This window comes from Marinobacter panjinensis (genome assembly GCF_005298175.1).
Taxonomy (GTDB): domain Bacteria; phylum Pseudomonadota; class Gammaproteobacteria; order Pseudomonadales; family Oleiphilaceae; genus Marinobacter; species Marinobacter panjinensis.
This window is the reverse complement of record NZ_SZYH01000001.1, coordinates 178,363-202,769: the sequence shown is the minus strand read 5'-3', so window position 1 is coordinate 202,769 and position 24,407 is coordinate 178,363. Positions and strand designations below refer to the sequence as shown.

General features: G+C 57.5%; 25 protein-coding genes. 16 read left to right on the top strand and 9 right to left on the bottom strand.

The annotated features are described in order from the left end of the window. The first annotated feature begins 9 nt into the window (after positions 1–9). From FDP08_RS00925 to FDP08_RS00910, 4 genes are all read left to right on the top strand, one after another. Complete coding sequence (locus FDP08_RS00925) at positions 10–522, top strand: CAP domain-containing protein (protein WP_228263200.1); 513 nt, start codon at positions 10–12, stop codon at positions 520–522. 103 nt (positions 523–625) lie between these two features. Next, the gene (locus tag FDP08_RS00920; protein ID WP_137434173.1) at positions 626–2,461 is read left to right on the top strand and encodes a putative bifunctional diguanylate cyclase/phosphodiesterase; all 1,836 of its coding nucleotides are present in this window, start codon (positions 626–628) and stop codon (positions 2,459–2,461) included. Positions 2,462–2,568: 107 nt separating this feature from the next. Then, complete coding sequence (locus FDP08_RS00915; RefSeq protein WP_137434172.1) at positions 2,569–6,297, top strand: AsmA family protein; 3,729 nt, start codon at positions 2,569–2,571, stop codon at positions 6,295–6,297. Continuing rightward, positions 6,272–6,577 carry a BON domain-containing protein gene (locus FDP08_RS00910; RefSeq protein ID WP_137434171.1) on the top strand — a complete coding sequence of 102 codons (306 nt, stop codon included), beginning with the start codon at positions 6,272–6,274 and terminating at the stop codon, positions 6,575–6,577. Before FDP08_RS00915 ends, FDP08_RS00910 begins: the two co-directional genes overlap by 26 nt. Positions 6,578–6,653: 76 nt before the next feature. Here FDP08_RS00910 and FDP08_RS00905 read toward each other — a convergent pair whose 3' ends face one another. Further along, positions 6,654–7,310 carry a hypothetical protein gene (locus FDP08_RS00905; protein WP_137434170.1) on the bottom strand — a complete coding sequence of 219 codons (657 nt, stop codon included), beginning with the start codon at positions 7,308–7,310 and terminating at the stop codon, positions 6,654–6,656. A 249-nt stretch (positions 7,311–7,559) separates the two neighbouring features. Here FDP08_RS00905 and FDP08_RS00900 point away from each other — a divergent pair, with 249 nt between their 5' ends. Next, positions 7,560–8,300 (top strand): Crp/Fnr family transcriptional regulator, encoded by a 741-nt coding sequence (locus FDP08_RS00900; RefSeq protein ID WP_137434169.1) that lies wholly within the window; start codon positions 7,560–7,562, stop codon positions 8,298–8,300. Between the two features lie 24 nt (positions 8,301–8,324). On the opposite strand, the gene FDP08_RS00895 is transcribed toward FDP08_RS00900, so the two are convergent. Together FDP08_RS00895 and FDP08_RS00890 are read right to left on the bottom strand one after the other, a co-directional pair. Further along, positions 8,325–9,449, bottom strand: a complete 1,125-nt coding sequence (locus FDP08_RS00895) for an App1 family protein phosphatidate phosphatase (protein ID WP_137434168.1) — start codon at positions 9,447–9,449, stop codon at positions 8,325–8,327. A gap of 93 nt (positions 9,450–9,542) precedes the next feature. Continuing rightward, positions 9,543–9,779, bottom strand: a complete 237-nt coding sequence (locus FDP08_RS00890) for a hypothetical protein (protein ID WP_137434167.1) — start codon at positions 9,777–9,779, stop codon at positions 9,543–9,545. 118 nt (positions 9,780–9,897) lie between these two features. Here FDP08_RS00890 and FDP08_RS00885 point away from each other — a divergent pair, with 118 nt between their 5' ends. After that, positions 9,898–10,857 carry a LysR family transcriptional regulator gene (locus FDP08_RS00885; RefSeq protein ID WP_137434166.1) on the top strand — a complete coding sequence of 320 codons (960 nt, stop codon included), beginning with the start codon at positions 9,898–9,900 and terminating at the stop codon, positions 10,855–10,857. A 22-nt stretch (positions 10,858–10,879) separates the two neighbouring features. Here FDP08_RS00885 and FDP08_RS00880 read toward each other — a convergent pair whose 3' ends face one another. Then, on the bottom strand, positions 10,880–11,530 hold the full coding sequence (locus tag FDP08_RS00880; RefSeq protein ID WP_137434165.1) for a TIGR02117 family protein: 651 nt from the start codon (positions 11,528–11,530) through the stop codon (positions 10,880–10,882). A gap of 50 nt (positions 11,531–11,580) precedes the next feature. Between FDP08_RS00880 and FDP08_RS00875 the strand changes: the two genes are divergently transcribed. Next, positions 11,581–11,874 carry a hypothetical protein gene (locus FDP08_RS00875; protein ID WP_137434164.1) on the top strand — a complete coding sequence of 98 codons (294 nt, stop codon included), beginning with the start codon at positions 11,581–11,583 and terminating at the stop codon, positions 11,872–11,874. A 111-nt stretch (positions 11,875–11,985) separates the two neighbouring features. On the opposite strand, the gene FDP08_RS00870 is transcribed toward FDP08_RS00875, so the two are convergent. Continuing rightward, positions 11,986–12,147 carry a CCGSCS motif protein gene (locus tag FDP08_RS00870; protein ID WP_137434163.1) on the bottom strand — a complete coding sequence of 54 codons (162 nt, stop codon included), beginning with the start codon at positions 12,145–12,147 and terminating at the stop codon, positions 11,986–11,988. Between the two features lie 195 nt (positions 12,148–12,342). On the opposite strand from FDP08_RS00870, the gene FDP08_RS00865 reads away from it, so the two are divergent. The 3 genes from FDP08_RS00865 to FDP08_RS00855 are packed head-to-tail and all read left to right on the top strand — an operon-like array spanning position 12,343 to position 14,983. After that, on the top strand, positions 12,343–13,194 hold the full coding sequence (locus FDP08_RS00865; RefSeq protein ID WP_137434162.1) for a phytanoyl-CoA dioxygenase family protein: 852 nt from the start codon (positions 12,343–12,345) through the stop codon (positions 13,192–13,194). A 54-nt stretch (positions 13,195–13,248) separates the two neighbouring features. Next, a complete protein-coding gene (locus FDP08_RS00860; RefSeq protein WP_137434161.1) occupies positions 13,249–14,073 on the top strand; it encodes an HAD family hydrolase in 825 nt (274 codons plus the stop codon). 40 nt (positions 14,074–14,113) lie between these two features. Next, positions 14,114–14,983, top strand: coding sequence for an AraC family transcriptional regulator (locus FDP08_RS00855; RefSeq protein WP_137434160.1), 870 nt, complete (start codon positions 14,114–14,116; stop codon positions 14,981–14,983). On the opposite strand, the gene FDP08_RS00850 is transcribed toward FDP08_RS00855, so the two are convergent. The 4 genes from FDP08_RS00850 to FDP08_RS00835 all read right to left on the bottom strand — a co-directional run bounded on the left by FDP08_RS00850 (position 14,942) and on the right by FDP08_RS00835 (position 17,450). Next, positions 14,942–15,535 (bottom strand): LysE family translocator, encoded by a 594-nt coding sequence (locus FDP08_RS00850; protein ID WP_137434159.1) that lies wholly within the window; start codon positions 15,533–15,535, stop codon positions 14,942–14,944. The two genes, FDP08_RS00855 and FDP08_RS00850, sit on opposite strands and share 42 nt — an antisense overlap. A 119-nt stretch (positions 15,536–15,654) precedes the next feature. Further along, positions 15,655–15,894, bottom strand: coding sequence for a DUF1289 domain-containing protein (locus tag FDP08_RS00845; protein WP_137434158.1), 240 nt, complete (start codon positions 15,892–15,894; stop codon positions 15,655–15,657). 122 nt (positions 15,895–16,016) lie between these two features. Continuing rightward, a complete protein-coding gene (locus FDP08_RS00840) occupies positions 16,017–16,619 on the bottom strand; it encodes a YqaA family protein (RefSeq protein WP_137434157.1) in 603 nt (200 codons plus the stop codon). 18 nt (positions 16,620–16,637) lie between these two features. Further along, the gene (locus FDP08_RS00835) at positions 16,638–17,450 is read right to left on the bottom strand and encodes a DUF1206 domain-containing protein (protein WP_137434156.1); all 813 of its coding nucleotides are present in this window, start codon (positions 17,448–17,450) and stop codon (positions 16,638–16,640) included. Between the two features lie 214 nt (positions 17,451–17,664). Here FDP08_RS00835 and FDP08_RS00830 point away from each other — a divergent pair, with 214 nt between their 5' ends. The 6 genes from FDP08_RS00830 to FDP08_RS00805 all read left to right on the top strand — a co-directional run bounded on the left by FDP08_RS00830 (position 17,665) and on the right by FDP08_RS00805 (position 24,400). Next, positions 17,665–18,864: a cation:proton antiporter gene (locus FDP08_RS00830; RefSeq protein WP_137434155.1), complete on the top strand. Its 1,200-nt coding sequence runs from the start codon at positions 17,665–17,667 to the stop codon at positions 18,862–18,864. Between the two features lie 15 nt (positions 18,865–18,879). Continuing rightward, positions 18,880–19,575: an aspartate/glutamate racemase family protein gene (locus FDP08_RS00825; RefSeq protein ID WP_137434154.1), complete on the top strand. Its 696-nt coding sequence runs from the start codon at positions 18,880–18,882 to the stop codon at positions 19,573–19,575. 157 nt (positions 19,576–19,732) lie between these two features. Next, positions 19,733–20,260 carry a DUF4399 domain-containing protein gene (locus FDP08_RS00820; RefSeq protein ID WP_137434153.1) on the top strand — a complete coding sequence of 176 codons (528 nt, stop codon included), beginning with the start codon at positions 19,733–19,735 and terminating at the stop codon, positions 20,258–20,260. A 171-nt stretch (positions 20,261–20,431) separates the two neighbouring features. Further along, positions 20,432–21,724, top strand: a complete 1,293-nt coding sequence (locus FDP08_RS00815; protein WP_137434152.1) for a cation:proton antiporter — start codon at positions 20,432–20,434, stop codon at positions 21,722–21,724. A gap of 64 nt (positions 21,725–21,788) precedes the next feature. Beyond that, a complete protein-coding gene (locus tag FDP08_RS00810; RefSeq protein WP_137434151.1) occupies positions 21,789–22,754 on the top strand; it encodes a zinc-binding metallopeptidase family protein in 966 nt (321 codons plus the stop codon). An 89-nt stretch (positions 22,755–22,843) separates the two neighbouring features. Beyond that, positions 22,844–24,400, top strand: coding sequence for a glutamate synthase-related protein (locus tag FDP08_RS00805; RefSeq protein ID WP_137434150.1), 1,557 nt, complete (start codon positions 22,844–22,846; stop codon positions 24,398–24,400). The last annotated feature ends 7 nt before the right edge of the window (positions 24,401–24,407 follow it).

Below are 24,407 nucleotides of genomic sequence, written 5' to 3'. Positions count from 1 at the left end.
GTAGGTGTCATGACACTCTTATTTCCCCAATCACCATACGCCCTTGCCTTGATGGTTTTTTTCGGGTATTCCGGGATTCTTGTGGCCGGCAACTGCGAAATGGATGAAACCGATCGGGCGCTGCTGAATCTCGTCAATGAAGCCCGCAGCCAGCCCCGACAATGCGGCGACGAAGACTTCGACGCAGCAGAACCGCTGTCATGGAATTGCAAGCTCGCGGATGCCGCCCATGCCCATTCGGAAGATATGATCGAGCAGGAGTTCTTCAGCCATACCAGCCCTGAAGGTGTTCAGACCGGCAGGCGGGTGAATGACAGAGGTTACAGCTGGTCGGCGGTGGGCGAAAATATCGCAAGCGGCCAGAACTCTGTGGATCGCGTCGTTGAAGGGTGGCTCTCAAGCCCGGGACACTGCGCCAATATTATGAGCACGGAATTCACGGAAATGGGCGCGGCGAGGGTCGAGGCGCCGGGCTCGCCATATTCCCCTTTCTGGACCCAGGTCTTTGCCCGACCGCGCTAGCCGGGATTCCCCATTATTTCAGACACAGAGGGTGTACAACTCCGCAAAAACCTACTTAAGTAATATCAGTAGTAAAGCTTTTGCCATACAGGAGTACCCGGCTATGAAGCTCACCGAATTCATCCGAACTCATATGGAAGAGATTCTGCAAGTCTGGGATTACGATGCAAAAGAGATCCTGCCCAACCCAGACCTGTCACGGGAAGAGCTCAGAGACCACGTCGAACAGATACTGCTGGGCATCGTGGTAGAGCTGGAACGACCGGCGACCGGCCATGAGCGATCATCCCTTTTCAACCCTGATCACCCGGACTGTATTGCTTCGGCCCGGATTCATGGTATGGAGAGGCACAATCTGGGCGCCGATATTGTCCATGTGACCAGTGAATTCGGTGCGCTGAGGATGACGGTAGCCCAGTTATGGCTGAACTCGCTTGACACCGTTGAGCCGAGTGACATTGAGGATCTGAACCGATTCAACAGCAAAATTGACAAGGCCTTGGCGCAATCCGTTCAGCGCTTCGCACTAGAGAAGCAAAAGCAGGGGCGGGTGGAAGCGGTATCCGGCATTGGTCATGATATTACCCTCCGCAAGCAATCGGAGGCGAAAATCTGGCGCCATGCCAATTACGATCTGCTGACCAATGTGCCCAACCGTCGCCTTTTCCGGGACCGACTGGATCAGCACGCGGCCCATTCCGCCCGCACCGGCGACCCTTTTGCCCTGCTCTTTATCGATCTGGACAACTTCAAGGTCATCAACGACCGGCTGGGCCATGATGCCGGTGACGAACTGTTGAAGGATGCGGCCAAGCGCATCAATGCCTGCGTACGGCAGTCGGATACGGTGGCGAGAATGGGGGGCGATGAGTTCACGGTTCTGTTGCTGGATACCGGCAACCTGGCCTTTATCAAAGACATCGCCAGGAAAATTCTGGCGGAACTGGACCAGCCATTTCGTCTCGGTGAGGATGAGGTGAAAGTGTCCGCCAGCATTGGCATCACCCTGTTCCCCGAGGACGGCCAATCCGCCCAGCAATTGTTGAGCAACGCTGACCAGGCCATGTATCTGGCCAAACAGTCTGGCCGCAATCAGATCTGTTTCTATAACCAGATCATGGGGCACGCCCGCCATGCCCGCCACCAGCTGGTCGCCGAACTTCGCCAGGCTCCGGAAAAACAGCAACTGGAGCTGTATTATCAGCCTATTGTGGAGCTGTCCAGCGAGCGTATTGTGAAGGCAGAGGCACTGCTGCGATGGCAACACCCCGAGCGCGGCCTGCTGACGCCGGGGAAGTTTCTCGGGCTGGCAGAAGAAACGGGCCTGATGGGCGCCCTGGAGCACTGGGTGTTCGCAGAAGCAACCGCCAGCACTGATCGCTGGACCTCTCTGGCGGGTTTACCATTCCAGATAAGCGTCAATACCTCCCCAATGCAGTTCACCCGCAGCACCCAGGACGAATTCCAGGAGGCCGACCTGGACGCCTTTGCCCGGTCCGGGGACACCGTAATACTCGAGTTGCCGGAAAGTGTATTCCTGCAGAGCATGAAAAATCTTGGAGAACGTTTTTCTGAACTCCAGAAAGCCGGTGTGCAGCTGGCCCTGGACGACTTTGGTACCGGCTATTCCTCGCTGGCCTATCTGAAGCGGTTTAATGTGAATTATCTGAAGTTAGACCCTTCCTTCGTGCAGAGAGACAACTCCGATTCGGGGGGCCGGACGATCGCTGAATCCATTATCGCGATGGCCCATAAACTGGGAATTCAGGTCATTGCGAAAGGTGTGGAAACCGCGGAACAGAAGGATTGGCTGAAAGCGGCCGGTTGCGACTTCGCTCAGGGGCATTATTTTTCCAAGCCCCTGCCGATGGAGACGTTCAGCGCGATGTTACACAACGGCAACCGTTCTTCGGGGGTACTGAGCATAAACGGGCGTTGAGTGGTTTCCTGAGAAACTACAGCATCACCAAATTTCGACTATGTTGAAAGAAGGATAATCGCAATCCGCGTCCGGATTTTCGCCCATCCTTCGAGTACGAGCCAGTCATGGATACGACTAACCGCTCCCCCTCAAAACCCCCGTTCAGAGTTCTACGGGCACTGACCGTTTTGTTCGCGCTGCTGGTTATCGCGGTTATCGTTATTGAGCTGATGTCGTGGAATTTCCTGAAGGGGCCCATCACCGAGCGCGTTGAAGCCATGACCGGCCGTGACATGGAGATCACCGGTGATATTGACGTAGGTCTCCTGCCCCGCCCTCACCTCGAGTTGGGCGAAATGAAGCTGGCCAACGCCGACTGGGCAAAGACCCCGGAAATGCTGTCCGTTGGGGGGGTTGAGCTTGAACCCTCCATCATCAGTCTCTTCAAGGGCGAACCGGCACTGAAATCGGTGACCATAACGGAACCCACCCTCAACCTCGAAAGCCGTGAAGGGAAACCGGGCAACTGGGCTCTGCCTGCAATGAAGGACCGGGGTGAGAACGCGGGCGAGGAGGAAAGCTCCGGCCCTTCCCTCGCTGTCCAACAACTCAACATCCATAACGCAGAGATCCGTTACTTCACGCCCGAAACCGAACGCCCGCAGGTTTTATCACTCACCTCGCTAACGCTGGCCGGTGACAGGTTATCCCTCAACGGGGAGGCCAGGCTGTGGTCGGAAGGCGAGCGCCTGGTTATGCCCGTCGAACTCTCGGCCGCCGCAGATCCGGGGCTTGCCGATAGCCAGTGGGCGTTATCTGATATTCAGGCCCGGGCGGGTGAGGTCCGTATCGACGGCAACATCAGTGTGGGCGCTGGTTCCAGCCCCGTGTCGGTAGACGGGAACCTGCACTCACCCTCCATCAACGTCACTGATATCCTGGCGGCACTGCCTGAATCTCAGGCAACCGACGAGCCCCCGTCTGTGTCCATACCCGTGCTGCCGGACCTGCAGGGTGACATCCATCTCGCTGTCGATCAGCTCATCCTGGAGCCGACAACGTTCACCAATGTTGGGGCCAGGCTGCGCCCGGGTCAGCACGAGCTGGCGCTTGAGACTCTGAGTTTTGACGTGGCGGGGGGCCGGGGCGAGGCCAGGGCTCACCTGGTCAGCAACGCCGACTTCATCACTGCGAAAGCGGAACTCGAGCTGCAACAAGTGGCGCTGGATGGCCTTGGTGCGGACGAAGAATCCACGACAATCCTGGATGCCGAACTGGAACTCGGTCTCCGCCAAATGCAGCAGGCTGCTTCCCTCGACCCGAGGACGATTCTGGAGCACCTCGACATTGAACTGGCCAGGGCGTCTTACCGGACGAAGAATCAGGCCACGGAGGCTGGCAGTGACCTGGCCCTCCACCTGGAGCAGGTCGGAGAACCGCAAACACCGGTACTCTCAATCACCGGAAGGTTCCAGGGCAAGCCGCTGGAGATGACCATTGAGGGCGCACCCCTGCCAGAGCTGGCGAAAGGCGCCGCAAGCTATCGGTTACAGGCTCAGGCACAAAGTGGTGACCTGCTTGCATGGGCGGATACACAATTGGGAGCGCTCCTGACGCCCGCTAGCTTTGCCGGCAACCTGGTGCTCCAGGGCGATGGTGGTCAGGATCTGGGGGCCTGGATCGGGGCACCTTTGCCCGCCCTGCCCGGGTACCGCCTGTCGGGGCGGCTGGCCCGTGACGGGGAGCGGTGGTCTGTCACCTCCCTTGATGGCAACGTCGGAGTCAGCAACCTGAGCGGCGAGTTCCACTTCCACACTACGGATCGGCCCACAGTGAATGTTGACCTTGAGGCGGATCGCATTGAACTTGCCCAGTTTACGGCGGAAAACTCACAGCCCGACCCATCATCAAACGACGATGCCGAACCGGGCGACGCTGGTTCACCGCTGGCGGCATTGCGCGCAATCGACGGCCAGCTGAACCTGCAGGTGGATACGCTGGTGCTCCCGGATACACCGGAGCTGACGAACCTGAACCTGTCCGCCAGCCTGGATTCAGGCAGGCTCCAGATCGAGCCGCTGGACTTCAATATTGCCGGGGGCAGTTGGGGCAGCTCTGTGGCACTGGACGCCACCGACCAGCCTGCCTCGGGTACCATTGAAACCGAATTCGAGTCCATCGCCCTGAGCCGGTTCGGGGACACCTTCACGCCGCTGGAGGATCGTCTGGGCACGCTTTCCGGGCATCTTCACCTGGGTATTACCGAGTCCCTTGCGGTGGATCAGACGGAGGATCTGATCATGCCCTTTATCGGTCGCCTCGTTTTCGAACCCTCGCAGCTGACGTTTACAGAGTCGGAAGCCGACACGGACTTCACCCTCAACCTGCAGACACAGGGTCTGGAAGCTGGTGAGCAGGCATTTCATATCGATGGCGACGGTGAGTATGACGGCTCGCCCTTCTCGCTGCGATTTCGCGGAGACCAACTGTTAGCGGCCCGGGACCCGGACCGTCCCTATGCCCTTGAGCTTACAAGCGATGTGGTCGATAGCCGTATCCAGGTCCAGGGCAGCATTCTGCGACCGTTGGCATTAAAGGGCCTGGATCTCGAGCTTGGCGTGCAAGGCCCCAATCCAGGCCGCCTGAGCCGTCTGCTGGGGATACCTTTGCCAGATCTGCCCCCCTACTCGTTATCCGGCGATCTGTCCTTCAGGGACAACCGCTGGGCATTCAGCAACATCGAGGGGGATGTGGGTGACAGTGACCTGGGCGGACAGATTGCCCTGGATATCAGTTCGCGCCCTCCGCATCTGACGGGAAAACTGCACTCTGATTCCCTCGATCTTGCGGATCTTGGCGTACTGGCTGGTGTGGAACCGGAATCTGCTGAACAGGATGGACCGGAAAGCTCAAACGGCGGCGATGGAGATCGGTTCGCACTGCCGGACCAACCCCTGATCACAGCTGCCTGGGAAGAGGTTTCTGCGGATGTCAGTTACCGGGGCAAAGCCGTGCGGGCGGCAGACATCCCCCTGAGCGAGGTGGTCATCGATTTCAATCTTGCAGACGGCCACGCCCGGTTCGAGCCAGTGGGTTTCGGGGTGGGCGAGGGTCAGGTGGACTTCAACCTGGACATCGATTCCAGACCGACGCCCCCGGAAGGCACACTGCAGCTGGAGGTACAGGCGGTCAATCTCAGCAAGGCGATTGGCAGCTGGGAACTGGCCAGTGACAGCGTGGGCACGGTCGCTGGTCAGGGCAAGTTCTGGATGACCGGCGCCTCCATTGCCGAGCTATTCGGCTCCGCCGACGGCGGCATGGTCATGCTGATGACCCGGGGCAAGCTGGATGCCCTGCTGGTCGAACTGGCCGGGCTGGATGCCGCCGAGTCCTTCGTGACCTGGATGGGTGGCGGGGGCACCGTCCCGATCGACTGTGCCTATGTTGATCTGAAAACCCAAGACGGCGTCGTCAGGATCGACACCCTGGCTGTCGATACCACGGATACCAGCTTTACCGGCACAGGGACCGCGAACTTCGACAACGAACGCCTGGACATTACCCTTTTTTCTCACCCGAAAGATGCCAGCGCTTTGGCTGCAGGTACTCCGCTTCATCTCGGGGGCACGTTCAATAACCCCGAGCCCGGACTAAAGACCGGGGATCTGGCCATGCAGATCGCCAGCAGTGCCATTCTGGCTGCTGTGGCGACCCCGGTTGCTGCGCTTTTGCCGCTGCTTGACCTCGGCACGGGGAACGAGGTTGCGTACTGCGAAGGACTGGCAAGCCGGTCTTTGGACGCCATCGACGACAACCCGGGAGGCAAAGATGAGTCTGACAACAATGAAGGCTGAAGCTCGTTTCCTGGTGCTCTGGCTAACGCTTGTTAGCGGCTGCAGCGTTTTCGATGGCTCCGGTATGGCAACACAGGATACCGCAGAGGCGGTCCGGCTGAAGGCGGTTCTGCTTGAGGCGGACGACCTGGCCGGTTCTGCCATCGACATCACCATCGTGGAGGGTGAGATCCTGCTGGAAGGCTTTGTGGAAACAACCACCCAGCGGCAGCGGGCCGAAGATCTGATGCGGGAGAACAGCAAACTGGATGGTGTCAATAATCAGATCGTGGTGAAGTAGCCGGGAAAGCCGGCATGGGCTGGGTCTGGAACGCGACCTCTTCGCGCTACAGACCCAACGTCCAGCCTGTTACTTTTTAATTGTAAGAGACGATAGTCTCAGCGGAAATCTCGTTTTCATCGAAGACACTCAGGTCCAGATCGCCCGAAACGCTGACAAAATCACCTTCCTCGATTTGCACTAACCCAACATCGTCCAGGGGGTTGTAATCCATTTGAAGGGTATCAACCGAGACTTCCCTTTTCCCTGTATCGATGGTGAATTCCCGGCCTGCAACGGATGTAACGGTCCCTACGACCTGTAGATCGTAGTCAGCAGGTATGCTCAGATACGTGTAGGTTAAGAGCTCTGCGTCTTCTTCATCAACCGGTGACGGGTCGGTAATCATAGTATTCAAATCGTGGATGTATATGCTACCGGCTTCTATTTTCCTGTTCTGATAAAGTCCGTCGTCGACTCGACCATATACGGTAACCTTGTCTCCCTCAGCTATTGCCCAGCCGTCGCCGACACTGTCCCAGTCGTCAGTTTCGACTGTCATAACCCCCTCACCGTAGTCCAGAGTGAAACCGCTGGGGGTATGGACTGCCACTTTACCTGTCATTGAAATCCAGCTGCCATCGGGCTCCACACTTACATCTGCTGCAGCTGTTGCCGGTAAAGTAATAGCAGCGGCCGCACCGATGGCACTTACTGCTTGCAGTAGATTTCTGTTTTTGGGAATGAATTTCATATTTTATCTCCTCACGTAATATCCGTGGCAACGAGGCCCCGTCCGTGGCGTCCTCCCGGGTCGGATAGAAGTCCATTGTCTGTAGCATTGCTGGTCAATCTTTCCTGATGTTGTTACGTTCCATGTTCCAACAACGCTACCATGGGACGTTTTCGAAAAGAGATAACCTAGGTTAAAGGGGGGGAGTGCCAAAGCATTCGCACTACCCGACGGACAGGGCAATACAGGTGAGTTCCATTAGGAAAAAACATGACCAACCACTCTGAGGGTAGTTGTATCGTCAAGCATTTCGAGTCCTATGCGGACCTCGACGAGAAGGACCATCAACTTTTACTTTCGCTGGAGGAAGGGCCACACGAGTGGCCCAAAAACGCCCTCCTCTTGCAGCAGGGTGATAAATCCGATTGTTTCTACACCCTCAGTAAAGGTTGGGCCTGCTCCTTCCGTGATCTGGAAGACGGAACCCGCCAGGTGCTGGATGTTTATGTGCCTGGAGACATTGTGGGACTGCGCGAGTTTTCTTTCCAGAAGCGCATTACCAGCGCCATCATGCTCAGTGATGCCGAACTCTGCGCCTTCCCAAGACACCATCTGGACCATGTTTTTTCCAGCTCGTTAGTACTTTGCAGCATCATGTTCATGATTACCTCAAGGGACCAGGCGATTTTGTTGGAGAGATTGGTGAATCTCGGCCGCCGGTCCGCCCGGCAAAAACTGGCCCACTTTCTCGTGGAACTGTCGTACCGCCTTTTACGTACCAATGCCTATGTAGAGAACCACTTGTCTCTGCCTCTAAGTCAGAGCGTGCTCGGAGATGCCCTTGGCCTCACGACAGTGCATGTGAGCCGTACATTCCAGGAATTTCGACAGGAAGGACTGTTGAATACGGGTAACGCACATCTGGAGTTACTGGATATCAAAGGCCTTGAGGCAGTGGCAGGATTCGATGAGTTCTATCTGGAATCGCCGATTAGCGAATCACACCCGTAAACTGACGACCAGGCCGCAACAGAATCAGTCGTTGTCCCGGTCGTCGCGGTGCTGTTCTTCACGCACCGCATTCACAGCGGCGTCGGCAATCAGCCCCTCACTGGCTGCATGTTCCGCCATCGCGACATTGTCAGCTGCCAGTATCAGGTCACAGCCTGCCTCTTGTGCCTCCCGGGCGAGCCGGTCAATGGCCTCGGAGCGCTCCACTGTATTACTGACGTCGCGGATGTAGATGCCCAGTACACGGCCGGGATGTTCCCGCAGAATATGGTTGTAGATCTCCGGGTCACGCTGCCCGGAATCACCCACCAGAACAAACTGCATGTCAGGGTATGTCTCAAGGATATGTCGAATCGCGTCCTGCTTATGAGCCTTGGCCCTTCGCGGTAGCAGGCTGCCACGCTTCATTCCCCACTCGCGCAGGATCAGGATCGGCCCGTGGGGAAGCCGGTTGCGGCGAAAAACTTCGACCAGCACCTGGTAGATGCTCCAGGGCGCGCGGGACACATAGAACAGGGGGTTTCCTTCGTCATTATCCCGGCCGGCATGGAATGCCTGATACAGGGCCGGCACACCGGGAAAAACCACACGGCTTTCTGCTCCCTGGGCAAACAGGCGACACATCATCATGGCGGTATTGGCCACGCCGGTGTAGACCACGGTATCGTCAATGTCGCTGATTACGCCGTAACGGGCACCGGGCAGCGGAGTAAAGAACTCGCCAGTGGTGGCTGCACGCTCGTCGACGGGACTGTCCAGTGACAGTTCCATCTCGTGCCAGGCAACATCTGAAGGCATGGTGCCCAGTTCCATATCGACCCGAAAGTAACCGTGCCGGTCGGTCTGAACGACCGTGTTGGTGTCCTTGTACCGTATGCGGACGCGGGCTCCGACGATCGGCTTGCGCAGCAGTCTGCGAATGAGGTCGATGATGTCCCGGCGCAGCCGGTCCTCCCGCCAGGAGGCGCCGAAGTGCGGCTGGCGGAAAACCCTTCCGATCAGGAACACCCGGCTGCGGGAGCCGTAGCCCCGGTAGGCCTGGATAAACAGTCCGCCCCGACCATTGTCGCCCTTTACGGGGGCCGCCAGAATGTGGATGCCCCGGCGAAGGGACCGTGCGTAGCGGTGCAAACGGCTCGTGAACGACATCAAATCCTCTTTCCTATCTCATTGACCAGTCTGAAAGGCTTATACATGTCTTCACACTCTTAGACCAGCCCACCGCCGGGCATTGATCACAAACTAACGGCCTCGCAGTTTTCCCAGGCGATGGAGCATCGCCTGGACAAGCTCTTGCCGGGCCCGGCGCTGATCCCGCTTTACCTGCTCAAGATCAATGCCACCAAGCCCATCCCGATATCTGGGCGGTATGCTTCCCTCGAATGGCTCGTCGAGCCTTTGGCCTGATACGTCATCATTATCGCTGCGGGCTAACGGATTACCGCCGTGAAAGTACTTTATCTGTTCTGAAATCAACATGCCTTTTACCCTCCTGACGCCACGCCTGTTAGCGGAGCGCGTCGGTTATCTCTTGAGTTCAGGTACATGCTAATATTGTTCTAATCTGCAAACTATTCCCTAAAGGCGAGCACTGACTTTGCAAAAACGGACAGGCAAGCAACTCAAGAAATCCGCTGTCACTACGCAGAAAGCCCGGAGTCATCTGGCGTGGAGTGACTTTGAGACCGTGCTCGCAGTGGCGAATGCGGGTTCCCTCTCCGGTGCATCCCGTACGCTGGGCGTGAGCCATGCCACGGTTTTCCGGCGGCTGGGCGATATTGAACAGCGCCTTGGGGTCATTCTCTTTGAGAGGAGCCGGACCGGTTACCGGCCAACATTGGCGGGGGAAGAACTTGCCGACACCGGCAGGATTATGGACGAGGCGGCCCTGGCCGCCGAACGTAAGGTGGCCGGTCGCGACCTGGAACCCAGCGGGGAGATCTGGACCACCACAACGGACTCGTTGCTAATGGGGCTGCTCGCGCCGCTGTTTACGCAATTCCGGGACAAGTATCCCGGCATCCTGCTCGATGTTGCAGTCTCCAACCAGCTGTTCAATCTCACACGCAGGGAAGCGGATGTCGCCATTCGCCCGTCCAACCGTCCCCCTGAGAACCTGATTGGCCGACCGCTGACCACCATTGGCCAGGCGGTCTACGCACACCGTAGCCTTGGCCTGACCCCGGGCGCGCCCATCGACACCCTTGCCAGCCAGCCCTGGATTGGTGCCGGGCCACGACTACAGGATTCCGCAGTGGACCAGTGGATGGACAACAACGGGCTGAAGCAAGCCTGTGTCTACCGTGTTGATACTCTGGTCAGCATTTTCAGCGCTATCCGCTCTCGCATGGGGCTGGCCGTGCTGCCCTGTTATCTGGCGGATGAAGACCTGGACATTATCCAGCTGACAGACCCCATCCCCGAGTTGGAATACGGCCTCTGGTTTCTGATGCACCCGGACCTGCGAGGCGTGGTGAGGATTCATGCCCTGATGGACTTTCTGACAGAGGCGGTACGGGCGCAGCAACAGCGCCTGGCCGGGCGATTGTCAGGCTAGTCTGTTTCGCTGAGACCCGGACTTACAGGGTGCAGTCTTTGCGGTTCTGCTCAACAAACTTCATAACGCTATCGGCGGTAAGCTTGAACGTTGGCGATAGTTCCATTCCCGCACTCTTTAGCGCCTTCGCAGCCCATTTGTTGCTGGTATTGAGTAAGTGGTAACGGCCCTCGCCCTCATAGAACTGGCTGTCACCATAGAGCCCGCGCTTGAGTTCAACCAGGTTGTTGTCGGCATCCCGCCTGAAGCTGTTGGCCAGGTATCGCCCCAGAGAGTCGGCTTCTTCAGCATTGAGGCAGGTGTGGACAACACCACTCACGGGGAAATATCCGGCCGGGGACGCCGGCAATGCCACAACGTGCACGACGATTCCGCGGGACCAGACGATCGCCCGGAGGGTCACGCCTGTTGTAATCTCGCTTGCCTGGTAGAAGCCCTCATCACCCCACCCGAGTTCGTAGTACTCAGCCCCGACAAACCGCTCTTTAAGGTCCGGGATCACAGGGTTGAGTGCTTCAGCGACCACCGCGAGCCCCACGTGCCAGCCATGGCTCACAACGTACAGCTTGCTGGTACGGGGGCTGTCAGCCCTGGCATCCGGCTCGACGACATAAGGCTTTCCGGAGCATCCGTAAATAGCGAACAATACAAGAAGAAGGCCGGCTGCTTTCATTCTGATGCCCCTTCGAGTCAGAGTGTGTAGCTTACCAACAGTGTGGTGCTATGGAATCTTTCAGAATCTGGTTGCTGATTGTTGTTTCGCTGGTGTCTGGCTGCGCAAGCATTGACCCTCTCGAACGTTACCAGGATACCGGCCCCGCCACGGTCCTGCCGCAAACGTCCTATCATACCGACGTTGTGGCCCATGACGGGACCGTTCTCAGGGCAACCGTGTTTCAGCCAGCCCTGGAGCCGGGTGTCACCACCCTGGCGCTGACATTGCTGGCCCTGGGTGCCGCACCGGTGGCGAAGTACTACGGCCGTCGCTACGGAGTCAAGCGTTCGTCTGTGCGTTAGCCGGCGGAGGAAAAAACGATAAGGCGTCTGAACTATTCAGGGCAGTCGGCTAAACCCCGGCCTGGTTGTCCGGGGTCCTGAAGTAGAGTGTCTGGTGAACGCGGACCGTGGTTACGAGCAGGAACCGCAGCAGAAATCCTCTCCATGCTTGCCCTTGTTCTGGGCTTCATCCTGGCTCGCCTCGGCATTGTCGTTTGAGCCGGCCCCTTGCGCTGCAGTGGGTTCGGTTTCTGTGTCTTCTTTCTTAACGATGTTCAGGAATGACAGTGTCATTGGAGATCCTCTTTTGTCGCCACTTAAAATGTATTTCACATAAATGTTATAGCGCGACACCGATTCGGTCAAGCAGATTTTATTTTTTACAGACTCCCCCCTATCCCGCTATCTTGACCATATTCAACGCGAAAGCACCTTCAGCCAGAAATGTCCCGTGGCGGGCTGAATAACCAACGGAGCAGACACCCGATCATGACCGCTCTATACCAACTGGCAACGCCCCTGCCTGAGGCCGAGCGCAATGCCAGGATCTACAGGGGTGAGCTGATCGTTTTCCGTGGTTTTGACGCAATGGCTCGACTTACTGATCAGTTGCGTGCGCATTGCGTCAGCCATCTAGGCAGTGAGCCGACCTGCGTTCACCAGTGGATGTCTTCCATCGAAATCGAACAGGCCACTGAGGCGTTGCGTGCGGCAATCAGAAAGGACAGCGACATGGATCTAGCGTGGTGTCAGGTGCTTTCTGCTATCCATACCGATCTGGACGAGACCTACGGCGATGGCGTTGTCCTTCGTGTACAACCACCCTGCTCGGGTGCAAAAGGTGAGCGTCTTGAACCGCTTCGCGCCCACAGGGACACCTGGGGTTCCAACCTTCCAGCACAGATCAATTGGTGGGCACCACTTTTCGACACCACGCCAGAAAGAACACTTGCGCTCTTCCCGGGCTCGTTTACGCGGATCATCGATAACGACAGCGCTGACTGGGATTTCCAGGACATGGTGCACGCGCACCGGGGAAAAAACACGTCCGGGTACCCGCTTCTGCCAACTGCGACAAAGGCTCCAAGCTGGGACGATGCCCTCGTGATCAGCCTGTTACCCGGTGACCTGCTTTGCTTTTCGGGCGCCCATCTGCATGCAAGCGTGCCCAACACCACCAGCGTGACACGGCTGTCTTTTGAAACTCGAACGGTGAATCGCTCTGATATGGCTACCGGTTCGGGCGCGCCCAATGTTGATGGTTCAGCGCCGTTCATGACGCCCCAGATTTTTCGGCATCTGAAGAGCGGGCGGAAGCTGGGAGAGCTGGAGAGAAAATGACATCGGCAGCCGTTCCACCTCTATAATGTCCATGGCAAATAAGGCAGACAAACGATGCAATGCGCTCTGGTTTATGACTTCGATGGCACCCTCGCTAAAGGCAATTGCGCCGAACACGGGCTGATGCCGGCGTTGGGTTTGAGTGACAAGGAAGATTTCTGGCCCGAAGTACACCGAAAGAACTTTGAACGCGATGGCGACGAGATACTCACCTACCTGGGCGAACTCGCCAAACGCGCCCGCGATGTGGGCAAGCACGATGAGTTAACCCCGGACCGGCTCAAAATGCATGGGGAGTCGATACCACTATTCCCTGGTGTAGAGAACTGGTTTGACGCCATCAATCGTTTTGCCAGCGACCATGGAATTGCCCTTAGCCATTACGTGGTCTCAAGCGGCCTGGAGGAAATGATTCGCGGGACCAGAGTGGCGAAACATTTCAAAAAGATCTTCGGATGCCGCTACCACTATGATGAAGACACCGGACACGCCAAGTGGCCCGCCGTTGCCATCGACTACACCACCAAGACCCAGTACCTGTTTCGCATCAACAAGGGCATCGAAAACAGCTGGGACAACGTAAAAATCAACGAATACACCGAACCCCATGAGCGCCCTTTCCCGTTCGATCGAGTGATCTATTTTGGTGACGGAGACACTGATATTCCGGCAATGAAGATGGTCAAGACTCAGGGAGGATGCAGCATCGCTGTGTTCGACGATGAGAAATGGGGCGAGCCGCGAACACAGGAAAAGATCGAGAAGCTGATTTCAGAAGAGAGAGCAAGCTATGTGGTGCCTGGTGATTACACTACCGGCAGCCAGCTGGATGTTACGGTCCGGGGGATTCTCAGGCTGTATGCGCGCAAACACAGATAGCCGGTGGCGCATGGAATTATGAAGCAGGGAGACAGCTCACATGAAAACCACAACGCCTGACAGCAAACCCATATTCTGGCGAGACGCTCGCATACCCCATGTGGAGTTACGCAAGGTCGGGGATGGTCGCCAGGTTTGCTATGCCCCTCACAGCCACACCCAGTGGTCGATAGGTGCCATCACGGGGGGCAAGAGTACGTTTCAGTATCGAAATGATCATTACCGGGTTTGTGGAGGCGATCTTGTACTGATGAATCCGGAATGGGTTCACGCGTGCAATCCCATCGACAACGAGCCCTGGGCATACCTGATGTTGTATGTGGATACCGGGTGGCTGACGGATCTGCGGTTTCAGGCCGGCTTGCTGCAGGAACCTCGTTGGCAGGATATCTCTACGGCAACGATGACTGATCCGTTCTGGTATGAACGTTATTGCCGCATGGCGGATTGCCTTCTGGATACGCAGCGTGATCTGCTCGACAAGCAAACCGAAGTGGTGGAGTTTCTGTCAGACCTGATGCACGAATTGGCAAGCCAGCCGGTAGTGCAGGAAGTAAAGGCACCCCGGGCTTTGGAGGCGTTAGCCCGTTATCTGGATGTCCATGCGGCTGAAGATGTTTCGCTGGATACCCTTTGCGGAATTTCCGGATACAGCGCAGGCCACCTGATTCGCGCGTTCAGGCAATACTTTGGCCTGACGCCCCACGCTTATCTGGTGAACCGCCGCGTACAACTCGGGCGCCGTGACTTGAAAAACGGCACCCCCATTGCGGAAGCAGCTCTGAACGCCGGCTTTGCAGACCAACCCCACTTCCAGCGTGCGTTCAAACGGATGATGGCGGCAACGCCGAATCAGTACCGGCGCCCCTCACCCGATCACGAGATACAGGCAACTGGCGGCGAGCAGTAAGGCCAGTATCCGGTTTACGGTTACCAGGACCAACGGCCGTTGAACAAATCGGCGCAGAAAGGCTCCGGCGTATACCCAGCAGGCCAGCGATAACCAGCATATGGGCAGGTACAACGAGGCGAACAGCAGAATCTCCTGCAGGTCGTTTGCACTGGTATAGGCACCGATGCCGGACGCCGAGGCCAGCCAGGCTTTTGGGTTGAGCCACTGCATCAGCGCTCCTGTTCCGAAGCCAGGTGCCTTTTCTGTAGCGGTCTCCGGCAGGCGGCCGCTGTCCATGGCCAGCTTCAGGCTCAGGTACAGCAGGAAGGCGACGCCGCCCCATCGCAGCAACTCTTCGAAAGCCGGCACTGCGTTCAGCAACGAGTAAAGCCCCATTCCCACGGCAATAAACAAGGCGATAAAGCCCAGGGTGGCGCCTGTCACAAAGATCAGCCCCCGGGAAACCGGGTAGCGGGTTCCACTGCTCAGGCACACGAGGTTGACCGGCCCCGGGGATATGGACGCCGCCAGGGCAAAGGCGGACATGGGCAGAATCAGGGAAAGGCTCATTGGTAGTGTTCTCCGTTCAGGTCAGAAGCGGAGTCTGCACTGAACGTCGGAACGGGTATTGAACAAAATTGATGAAATCCGGCTGCAGAACGCGCCCTGAAGAAGACAGGAATTGCAGGTCAGGCTTTTTCGCGCTGTTTACGCCTGGCCTTTTCGTAAAGGTCCCGCAACGCCCTGGGCGTTTTGCCCTTGCCTGAACCGTGAGATTCGAGGATACGCGTCCAGATGGCCTGTTTTTCGTCGGGGGACAGCTGTTTCCACTCTTTTTTCTCCTGCCGGGTGCGGCCGCAGGCCTTACAGACAGCTTTCTTGTTGAACTCGCAGATGTCGATGCAGGGTTTCTTGGTGACAGGTTCCATGGAATCTGGCTTTTCTCCATTACAAACGGACTTATAAACCAATGCTGGGGATAGCCGCCTGGGTATACAAGTCGTAAAAGCCACTGGTTTACGAGCGCAGCCTGACGAGAGAAAGCGCTTCCCTATATTATTCTGTTCGCCAGGGCCTGCAACCCCAGCGAGATGGCGATCAGGACAGCAGCTGCGGCGAGACTGGCGATCACCGCATGGCGCCGCCATAGATCTTCTGCCCGCTTGCCGAACCGCAGGATCAGCCACGCCAGGCCGTAGTAACGGATACCGCGGGCAATCAGAGCCGCCAGTACAAACAGGTAAATCGGGTAGCCGGCCGCGCCTGCAGTGATCATGGCAATCTGAAACGGAACGGGCACTATACCGAGGGCAAGTATCGCCACAAAGCCGTGCTGATCGAAGAATGTCTGAAAGGACTCGTAGCCACTCTGCATTCCCATGCTTTCAATGAACCAGATACCCACGGACTGGTACAGCGCCATGCCCACCCCATAGCCCACCAACGCCGCCACCAGGCAGCCGAGGGTGGTCGCTGCAGCCAACCGCCAGATGCAATCCCGGTTGAGTGCCATTAAAGGGATCAGCACCACTTCAATCGGTATGGGAACGATGATGGTTTCCAGGAAAGACACCACCCCCAGAAACCACATCATGTGGCGGGAATCGTTTATGCGATCGAACCAACGCTGTGCACGTCTGGACCTGAATTTCATAGTGAAACGGCTTCCTGCCTACGGATGGATGCGGCGGTATATTGCTTCCAGCAGGCTATAGATGCCGAAAGCGAACAAACCTGAGGCGACCAGTACCAGCAGGGTCTGACCGAATATCTGACTGCGTATCATGGTGAAGACTTCGGCGATACCGCCGGCCTCATCGGGATCGAACTGGTAAGCCGCCATGATAAAAAAGGCGCCAACGATCGCGAAAACCAGTCCGCGGATTATCAGGCCAAACCGGCAGATGGGATAAGCCCAATACTTGACCTGCGTCGGCATGTTGAAGTGGCGGTCAAACTGCGTTTTCACTGCTTTGATCACGTGGGCGACCCCGGCTCCCACAAGTGCGACCCCCACCGCCGCAACCAGCCACCGACCAAAGGTCTGACTCATCAACCAGGTAGCGGCGTCTTTGGACCCGCTGCCCGAACCGCCGGACGAACTGTCCAGGGTAAATATCAGGCTGACTGCAAAGAATGCGAGCATGATGTGAGTCATGGCGCTTATCAGGAGGGCGGCACGGACCACAATGCCCTTGGTATCCATGCCGTGATGATCGGTATCCTTGATCGCCTGGATGGCGCGCCAAAGGGCGAATCCCAGGAGGCCGACAACCATGATTCCGAGCAGCACGTCACCCCAGGGTGCAAACAAAATTCGCTCGAGAGCACCACGGCTACCGGTCGTCTGCCCGCCCTGCCCGACAACAGCCAACGCAGCCAGCCCGCCTACCAGCAGATAGACAATACCCCGGGCTCCATACCCTGCCCGTGCCAGGATGGTGATCGCATCACGGTGATCCGGTGTGTTACTGCTTGTCGTCATAACAATTCCCTGTTTACGATGGCAGTGTGTAGGGGACGATTCTGATCCGTGGCCAAGCTGCTATCTTAACTCTAGTCATGGGAATCTGCGTTTACTAGCCGATGGCACTATCTCTCTATTAACTCTCTGAACAGGCCGCCAGTAAACCGCCTGGCAATCCTCACCGACGGTGGTGATGGATTATTTCGTCAAAGGATCATATCGAGGCGTCCAGATGATTGAGAACCTCCCCCACTGGCTGCCCATTGGGGCTTCCCAGGCTACCCTGAACATCATCCTGCTGGGCGTTATTCTGTCCGCCAGCATTTTTGCTGACGCCCTTGCCCATCGCACAAGGGTTCCGCGGATTTCCATTCTGATGCTGGTGGGCATTGCTATCGCCTTCGTTCAACAGGTGTGGATAGGTGGTCAGAATGGTGATGTCCTGGGTGGGCTGAGTGAGCCGCTGATCCAGCTCGCGCTGGTGATGGTGGCTTTTCTGCTGGGCAGTGAGCTGGAACTGCGCCGACTACGCAACACTGGCCCACTGATTCTGGTGATTTCCCTGTTCGTGATTATCGGCGGCGGTCTCCTGGTAGGTGCCGGCTTGGTGGTTCTGGGGTTTCCCCTTGTGGTTGCCGTATCGCTGGCGGCTATTTCAGTGGCAACAGATCCTGCCGCTGTGAGCGAGTCGGTTCGCGAGAGAGGGAGCGCCGGACTGGTGCCCAGGATATTGCTGGGTATTGTTGCTATTGATGATGCCTGGGGCATTATCGTTTTCGGGCTGAGCATGTCCGTTCTCGGCTGGGTGATTGGAGCTGATGGGAATGTTGCTTTGCTGCATGCCCTGTGGGAGATGGGCGGTGCGATATTACTGGGGGTCGCCATTGGCCTGCCAGCCGCATGGCTGACAGGCCGCCTCAAATCAGGGGAGCCCACTCAGGTGGAAGCCATTGCGATAATACTGTTACTGGCCGGGCTTTCCTCGCTGCTGGGTGTCTCCGCCCTGCTTGCCTCCATGATTGCCGGAAGCCTGGTGGCCAATCTGGCCTACCACCATACCCGGTCATTCCGGGAGATTGAGCATATTGAATGGCCATTTCTGGTGTTCTTCTTTGTGCTTTCCGGAGCCAGCATTGATCTTTACAGGGTGGATGACGCCATACTGCTGACACTCGCCTATGTTTTGCTGCGTCTGGCCGGCCGGGTGTTGGGGGGCTATTTTGCAGTAATGTTCAGCCCGGCAAGGCACGAGGCACTACCCCGGAATATCGGCCTGGCCCTGACCCCGCAGGCAGGCGTAGCGATCGGTATGGCACTGCTGGCCGCGGAACGCTTTCCGGAATACCGAGATTCTATTCTCCCGGTGGTGGTTGCCTCTACCATTGTGTTTGAGCTGTTTGGCCCGGTACTTGTGAAGCGGGTTTTACGTTAGAAAAGGGAGGTTGTTATGAAAACCATTGGCCTTCTCGGCGGCATGAGCTGGGAATCGACTCAAACCTATTACCGCCTGATCAATGAGGGTGTGAAAGCCCGCCTGGGAGGGCTGCACTCGGCAAAACTGGTGCTCTACAGTGTCGATTTTGCCGAGATCGAAGCGCTTCAGCACAGGGGCGACTGGGCCGAGACCGCCCGGATACTTTCCGACGCGGCTCTGTCATTGCAAAAAGCCGGCGCAGATTTCCTGGTAATTGGCACCAACACCATGCACAAGGTGGCGCCAGAAATTGAACAGGCTGTTCGTCTGCCCCTTCTCCATATTGCCGATGCCACAGCACAAGTGCTGGAGCAGGATCGCGTCACTCACGTGGGCCTGCTCGGCACTCGGTTTACCATGGAGCAGGCGTTTTACCGCGAGCGCCTGGAAGCAGCAGGCATTGAAGTGCTCATACCGGATCAGGCCCAGCGGGATTCAGTTCACCGGGTCATCTACGAGGAGTTGTGCCAGGGCGAGATTAACCCGGATTCCCGTCAGGCCTATCTCGATATTGTCGCATCGCTTTCAGAACGCGGTGCACAGGCGGTGATTCTGGGGTGCACCGAAATCGGCCTGCTGATCCGCCAGGCAGATACCTCTGTTCCGCTGTACGACACTACGGAAATTCATGCCGCCCAGGCGGTTAAGCAGGCACTTTCGGGGCAGTGAACGGAATAGTCCGCATCACATACCTGCCGCATTACTGTGCAGTTTTTCATCTTCTGCTTTTTGTTAATTTAAAGCGTGTAACTGCACCAGGGACAGCCGCAGCCAATGGCTGGGCCGGCTCTTCCCGCCCCATCAATGGCACAAGGAGGATTTTGCCATGCACGCTCCATTAAAGATCTCGCTGATCGGCGTATTGTTGACCACCGGTTTTTTGCTGCAGGGATGTTCCGATAGCAGTGAGGAAGAACAACCCATGTCGCAGAACCAGGCGACAACGGATGAAACCACCGATGAAACAGAAGGCGCCACTGAAACCACTTCCAGTGAGCGCACGAGTGCGCCGGCAGATGCCGAAGTGGCCATAGTGATCCCGGAGGATGGTGCTACCGTGACCAGTCCGGTGACTGTGGAGTTCGCGCTGGAAGGTATGAACGTTGCCAAGGCGGGTACTGACGATGAGAATAGCGGCCACCACCACCTGCTGGTCGATCTGGATGAGCTGCCGCCCATGGATGCGCCACTGCCTTCTACGGAACAGGTAGTTCACTTCGGTGGTGGCCAGACCAGTACCGATCTGGAACTGGAGCCCGGTGAACATACCCTGCAACTGCTCCTGGGGGACCACATGCACGTGCCGCACGAGCCTCCGGTTATGTCGGAAAAGATCACTATCACCGTAGAGTGATTTTGGGAACAGGCTCGAGCGGTGCAGAGGGTACGGAGTCGTCGGGAAACGAACGCGCCTTTACTGCGATTTAATTCGCACAGTCTGGTAATGAGCCATTGAAGAGCGCATCGTGAGCGGCTCCTGAGCCCTATGTTTTGGGGTGCACCGACGTTCTACGATGAGCTATCCATGACCACCGCTACCTGGTTTATCTTACTTGGCTCGCTGCTATTGGTAGTGGGCTTCACCGCTTCCTACATCAAAACCGTACCGGCCACCTCAGCCATTGTGTATCTCTTCATCGGCTTTGTGGTCGGCCCCATGGGCTTCGGCCTGTTCCATTTCAATCCGCTGGAAGAGTCAGCGCTGCTTGAGTTGCTGACTGAAATCGCCGTGCTGATTTCGCTGTACTGTGCGGGAGTGAAGATGCCCGCACCGGTCACCTTCAAGCGCTGGCGCAATCCCCTGCAACTGGCGGTTGTTTCAATGACGCTGACCGTTGGCCTGGTGGCGCTCTTTGGTTATTACTGGCTCGCGCTGCCCCTCGGTGCCGCCGTCCTGCTCGGTGCTGTGGTGGCCCCGACCGACCCCGTGCTTGCCACGGAGGTGCAGGTTCGCCACGCCGATGATCCGGACCAACTGCGGTTTGCCCTGACCTGCGAGGCCGGTATCAACGACGGCAGCGCCTTTCCCTTTATCATGCTCGGGCTTGGCCTGCTGGGCCTCCACGATCTTGGCGATGACGGTTTGCGCTGGCTGGTGGTTGATGTGGCCTGGGCTACCGGTGCGGGGATTGGCATTGGCGTCCTCGCTGGCTACGCCGTTGGCTGGCTGGTGCAGAGACTGCGAACCACGTTTACCCATTCCGAGTTTCTTGAGAGTTTTCTGGGCCTGGGGCTGATTGCATTTGCCTATGGTGCCAGCCTGTTGGTGAATGCCTGGGGCTTTCTGGCGGTATTCAGCGCAGCCGTGGCGTTACGGCATACGGAGTTGAAACTGGCCGGCCTCATGCAACGGTACTCAGACCCTACATCCGGAGAAGCACTGCCGGGCGAGAAGCCCCAAGCTATCGCCCACGTGCATCAGAGCTCGCTGGCATTCAACGAGCACCTGGAAAGGCTGGCCGAGATCGTGTTGGTGTTATTGATTGGTGGCTCGCTTTTCTGGGACTCCTGGAGCTGGCGCGCCGTTGGGTTCGCGGCATTCCTGTTCTTTGTCGCGCGGCCAATCAGTGTCCATATCGGCTTGCTCGGGACCAACGCCCCCATGCGTATGCGTAACCTTGCAGGCTGGTTCGGGGTGCGTGGCATCGGCTCACTCTACTACCTGATGTATGCCATCCAGCATGGACTGCCAGAAGAGATCGCACTGGAGTTGATTCATCTGACCCTGGTGGTAGTAGCCTTGTCGATCGTGGTTCATGGCGTGAGCGTCAAGCCCGCAATAGCCCGCTTCTGGCGTGCGCGGAAATCGACCAGCTGAGAATTGGACACCGGCGGCCGAAGGTTCCTATACTCGAAGTTCATTCAGCTGGAAGACTTTACTTATGCGCGTTTTCGCCAACCCGGTCGGCTCCGGCTCCCTCTGGTTTGATAATCTCACCACCGCGGATGGAACCCCCGTCGCCTACGATCCGCAGGCGCGGGCCTTCCTGCCCATGCCGCCCTTTTGCGCCAATCGGGATGTGATTGGCTGTAACTGGATTGCGCCCGAGCAAGGCGCCTTCTGCCGCTCCTGTGCCATGACGGCGCTGGCCCCGGATCCGTCCATTCATAATGCCATGCCGAACTGGGCGCAAACCGAGGCAGCCAAACGCTGGGCACTCGACAATCTGGGCCGCTGGCACTGGTTCCGTCCGGAAGACCCGGGCGCACGGCCCGTTTTCCATATGCTCGCAGAAGGCCCCACACCTGTACCCATGGGGCATGCCCAAGGCGTGGTGACGATCAGTGTGGCCGAGGCAGATCCGGTGCTTCGAACAACCCGCCGGGAAGCCCTTGAAGAGCCCTACCGCACCATGATTGGCCATATGCGACATGAGATCGCCCATATGCTTTGGTGGCGTCTGAGCTTGCGAGAGGACTTCCTGGATGCGTTCCGGGCGATGTTCGGTGATGAGCGCATCAGCTATCCCGGGGCGCTTCAGCATCACTATGAGAATGGTCCGCCGCAGGACTGGAAGCATTATTACCTGACCAGCTATGCCTCCGCCCACCCCCATGAGGACTGGGCCGAGACCACGGCCCATTTGCTTCACCTGACCGACCTTACCGACAGCTTCGTGGCCGGAGGCCTTACCTCACCACAGGTTCCGGGCACCAACTGGGATCCGTATACCGAACCGGATGCCCAACGGCTGATTCATATCGCGGCGTCGATCGCGGTGGGTGTGAATCACGTTAACCGGTCGATGGGCCTGGAGGACCTTTATCCCTTCGTGCTCTCGGATTTCGCACGCCACAAGCTTTCCTTTGTCCATGACTGGCTGCGCCGGGGTGCCCAGGGGCTTTGAATGAATTGGCCAGCCGCGAGTAGCGCGGCAGGCCAATCCGCATCACAGGCGTCACCGTAACTCTTTTAAATATTCGAGGAGTCGGCCCTATGAGCAATCCCGTAATCGCAGACAACAAACCCAAAAAAGTCTCCCTTAAGAAAGGCGAGGAGTACCTTTTCTGCACGTGTGGGCGGTCCGGTGACCAACCTTTCTGTGATGGTTCCCACGCCGATACGGACTTCACACCCAAAAGTTTCGTGGCGGAAAAGGATGAGGACGCGGTTCTTTGCCAATGCAAGTACACCGCCGATGCCCCTTTCTGCGATGGTACCCACAATCGGTTCGATAAGGGCGAGGTGGGCAAGGAAGGGCCCGACGAAGACGGGGACGAAGAGCCTTCCGTTAGCTCTCCCGAGGCGAAACCAACGCAGGACGAACCAACTGTTGCGTTCATCCACCAACTCGCCCGCGAAGGCCTGAGCAATATGGGGCCGCACGGACCCACAACAGCCATGGGCGTACCGCGCCACAGCCTTCCACACTGGGATGACCTGCAGCTCATGGTGGCGCAGCTGGCCAGCAAGCCGTTGATGGAAGACGCCGAAGTAGCCACTGAGCTAGTCATCGGCCCGGAAGCGAAAAAGCCTTTGACCCTGGGCATGCCTCTCTTCGTCTCTGACATGAGCTTTGGCGCGCTATCTGAAGAGGCAAAAATAGCGTTGGCACGTGGTGCCGAAATGGCCGGCACGGGCATTTGCTCTGGCGAAGGCGGCATGCTGCCAGAAGAACAGCAGGAGAATTCCCGTTACTTCTACGAATTGGCCAGCGCCAAATTCGGCTATGACGAAAAGCTTCTGAAACAGGTTCAGGCATTCCATTTCAAGGGCGGACAAGGCGCAAAAACAGGCACCGGGGGCCACCTGCCCGGTAACAAGAACACCGGCAGGATTTCGGAAGTACGAGGTATCAGGGAGGGAGAGGATGCGATTTCCCCACCCACCTTTGAGGACTTGCAGTCGGTGGAGGATTTCCGGCAATTCGCCAGTCGGGTACGAGAGATTACCGGCGGTATCCCGGTGGGTTTCAAGCTCAGTGCCAACCACATTGAACGGGATGTACAGTTTGCCCTGGATGCCGGCGCCGATTACATCATCCTGGATGGCCGTGGCGGAGGAACCGGTGCTGCCCCCGAGATGTTCCGGGACCATATCAGTGTTCCCACCATTCCCGCCCTGGCCCGCGCGCGGCGCTACCTGGATGATCACGGCGCCAGTGGCCGGGTTACCCTGATTGTGACAGGTGGTTTGCGGGTACCTGTTGATTTCGTCAAGGCCATGGCGCTGGGAGCCGACGGCGTTGCGATAGCCAACAGTGCCATGCAGTCAATCGGATGCGTAGCGGCACGAATCTGCAATACCAACAACTGCCCTGCCGGTATTGCAACTCAGAGGAAGGACTTGCGGCAACGACTCAACGTAGATAAGTCGTCTGAGCAGCTTAAAAACTTTCTTGAGGCCTCAGTCGCTCTTATGAAAGTAATGGCCAGAGCCTGTGGCCACGACAGCCTCAGCAAGTTCAACAAGGAAGACCTGGCAACCTGGCATCGGGAAATGGCGCTTTTGAGCGGCGTTCGCTATGCCGGGCTGATGGACCCCTCCGCCTGAGGAGCCG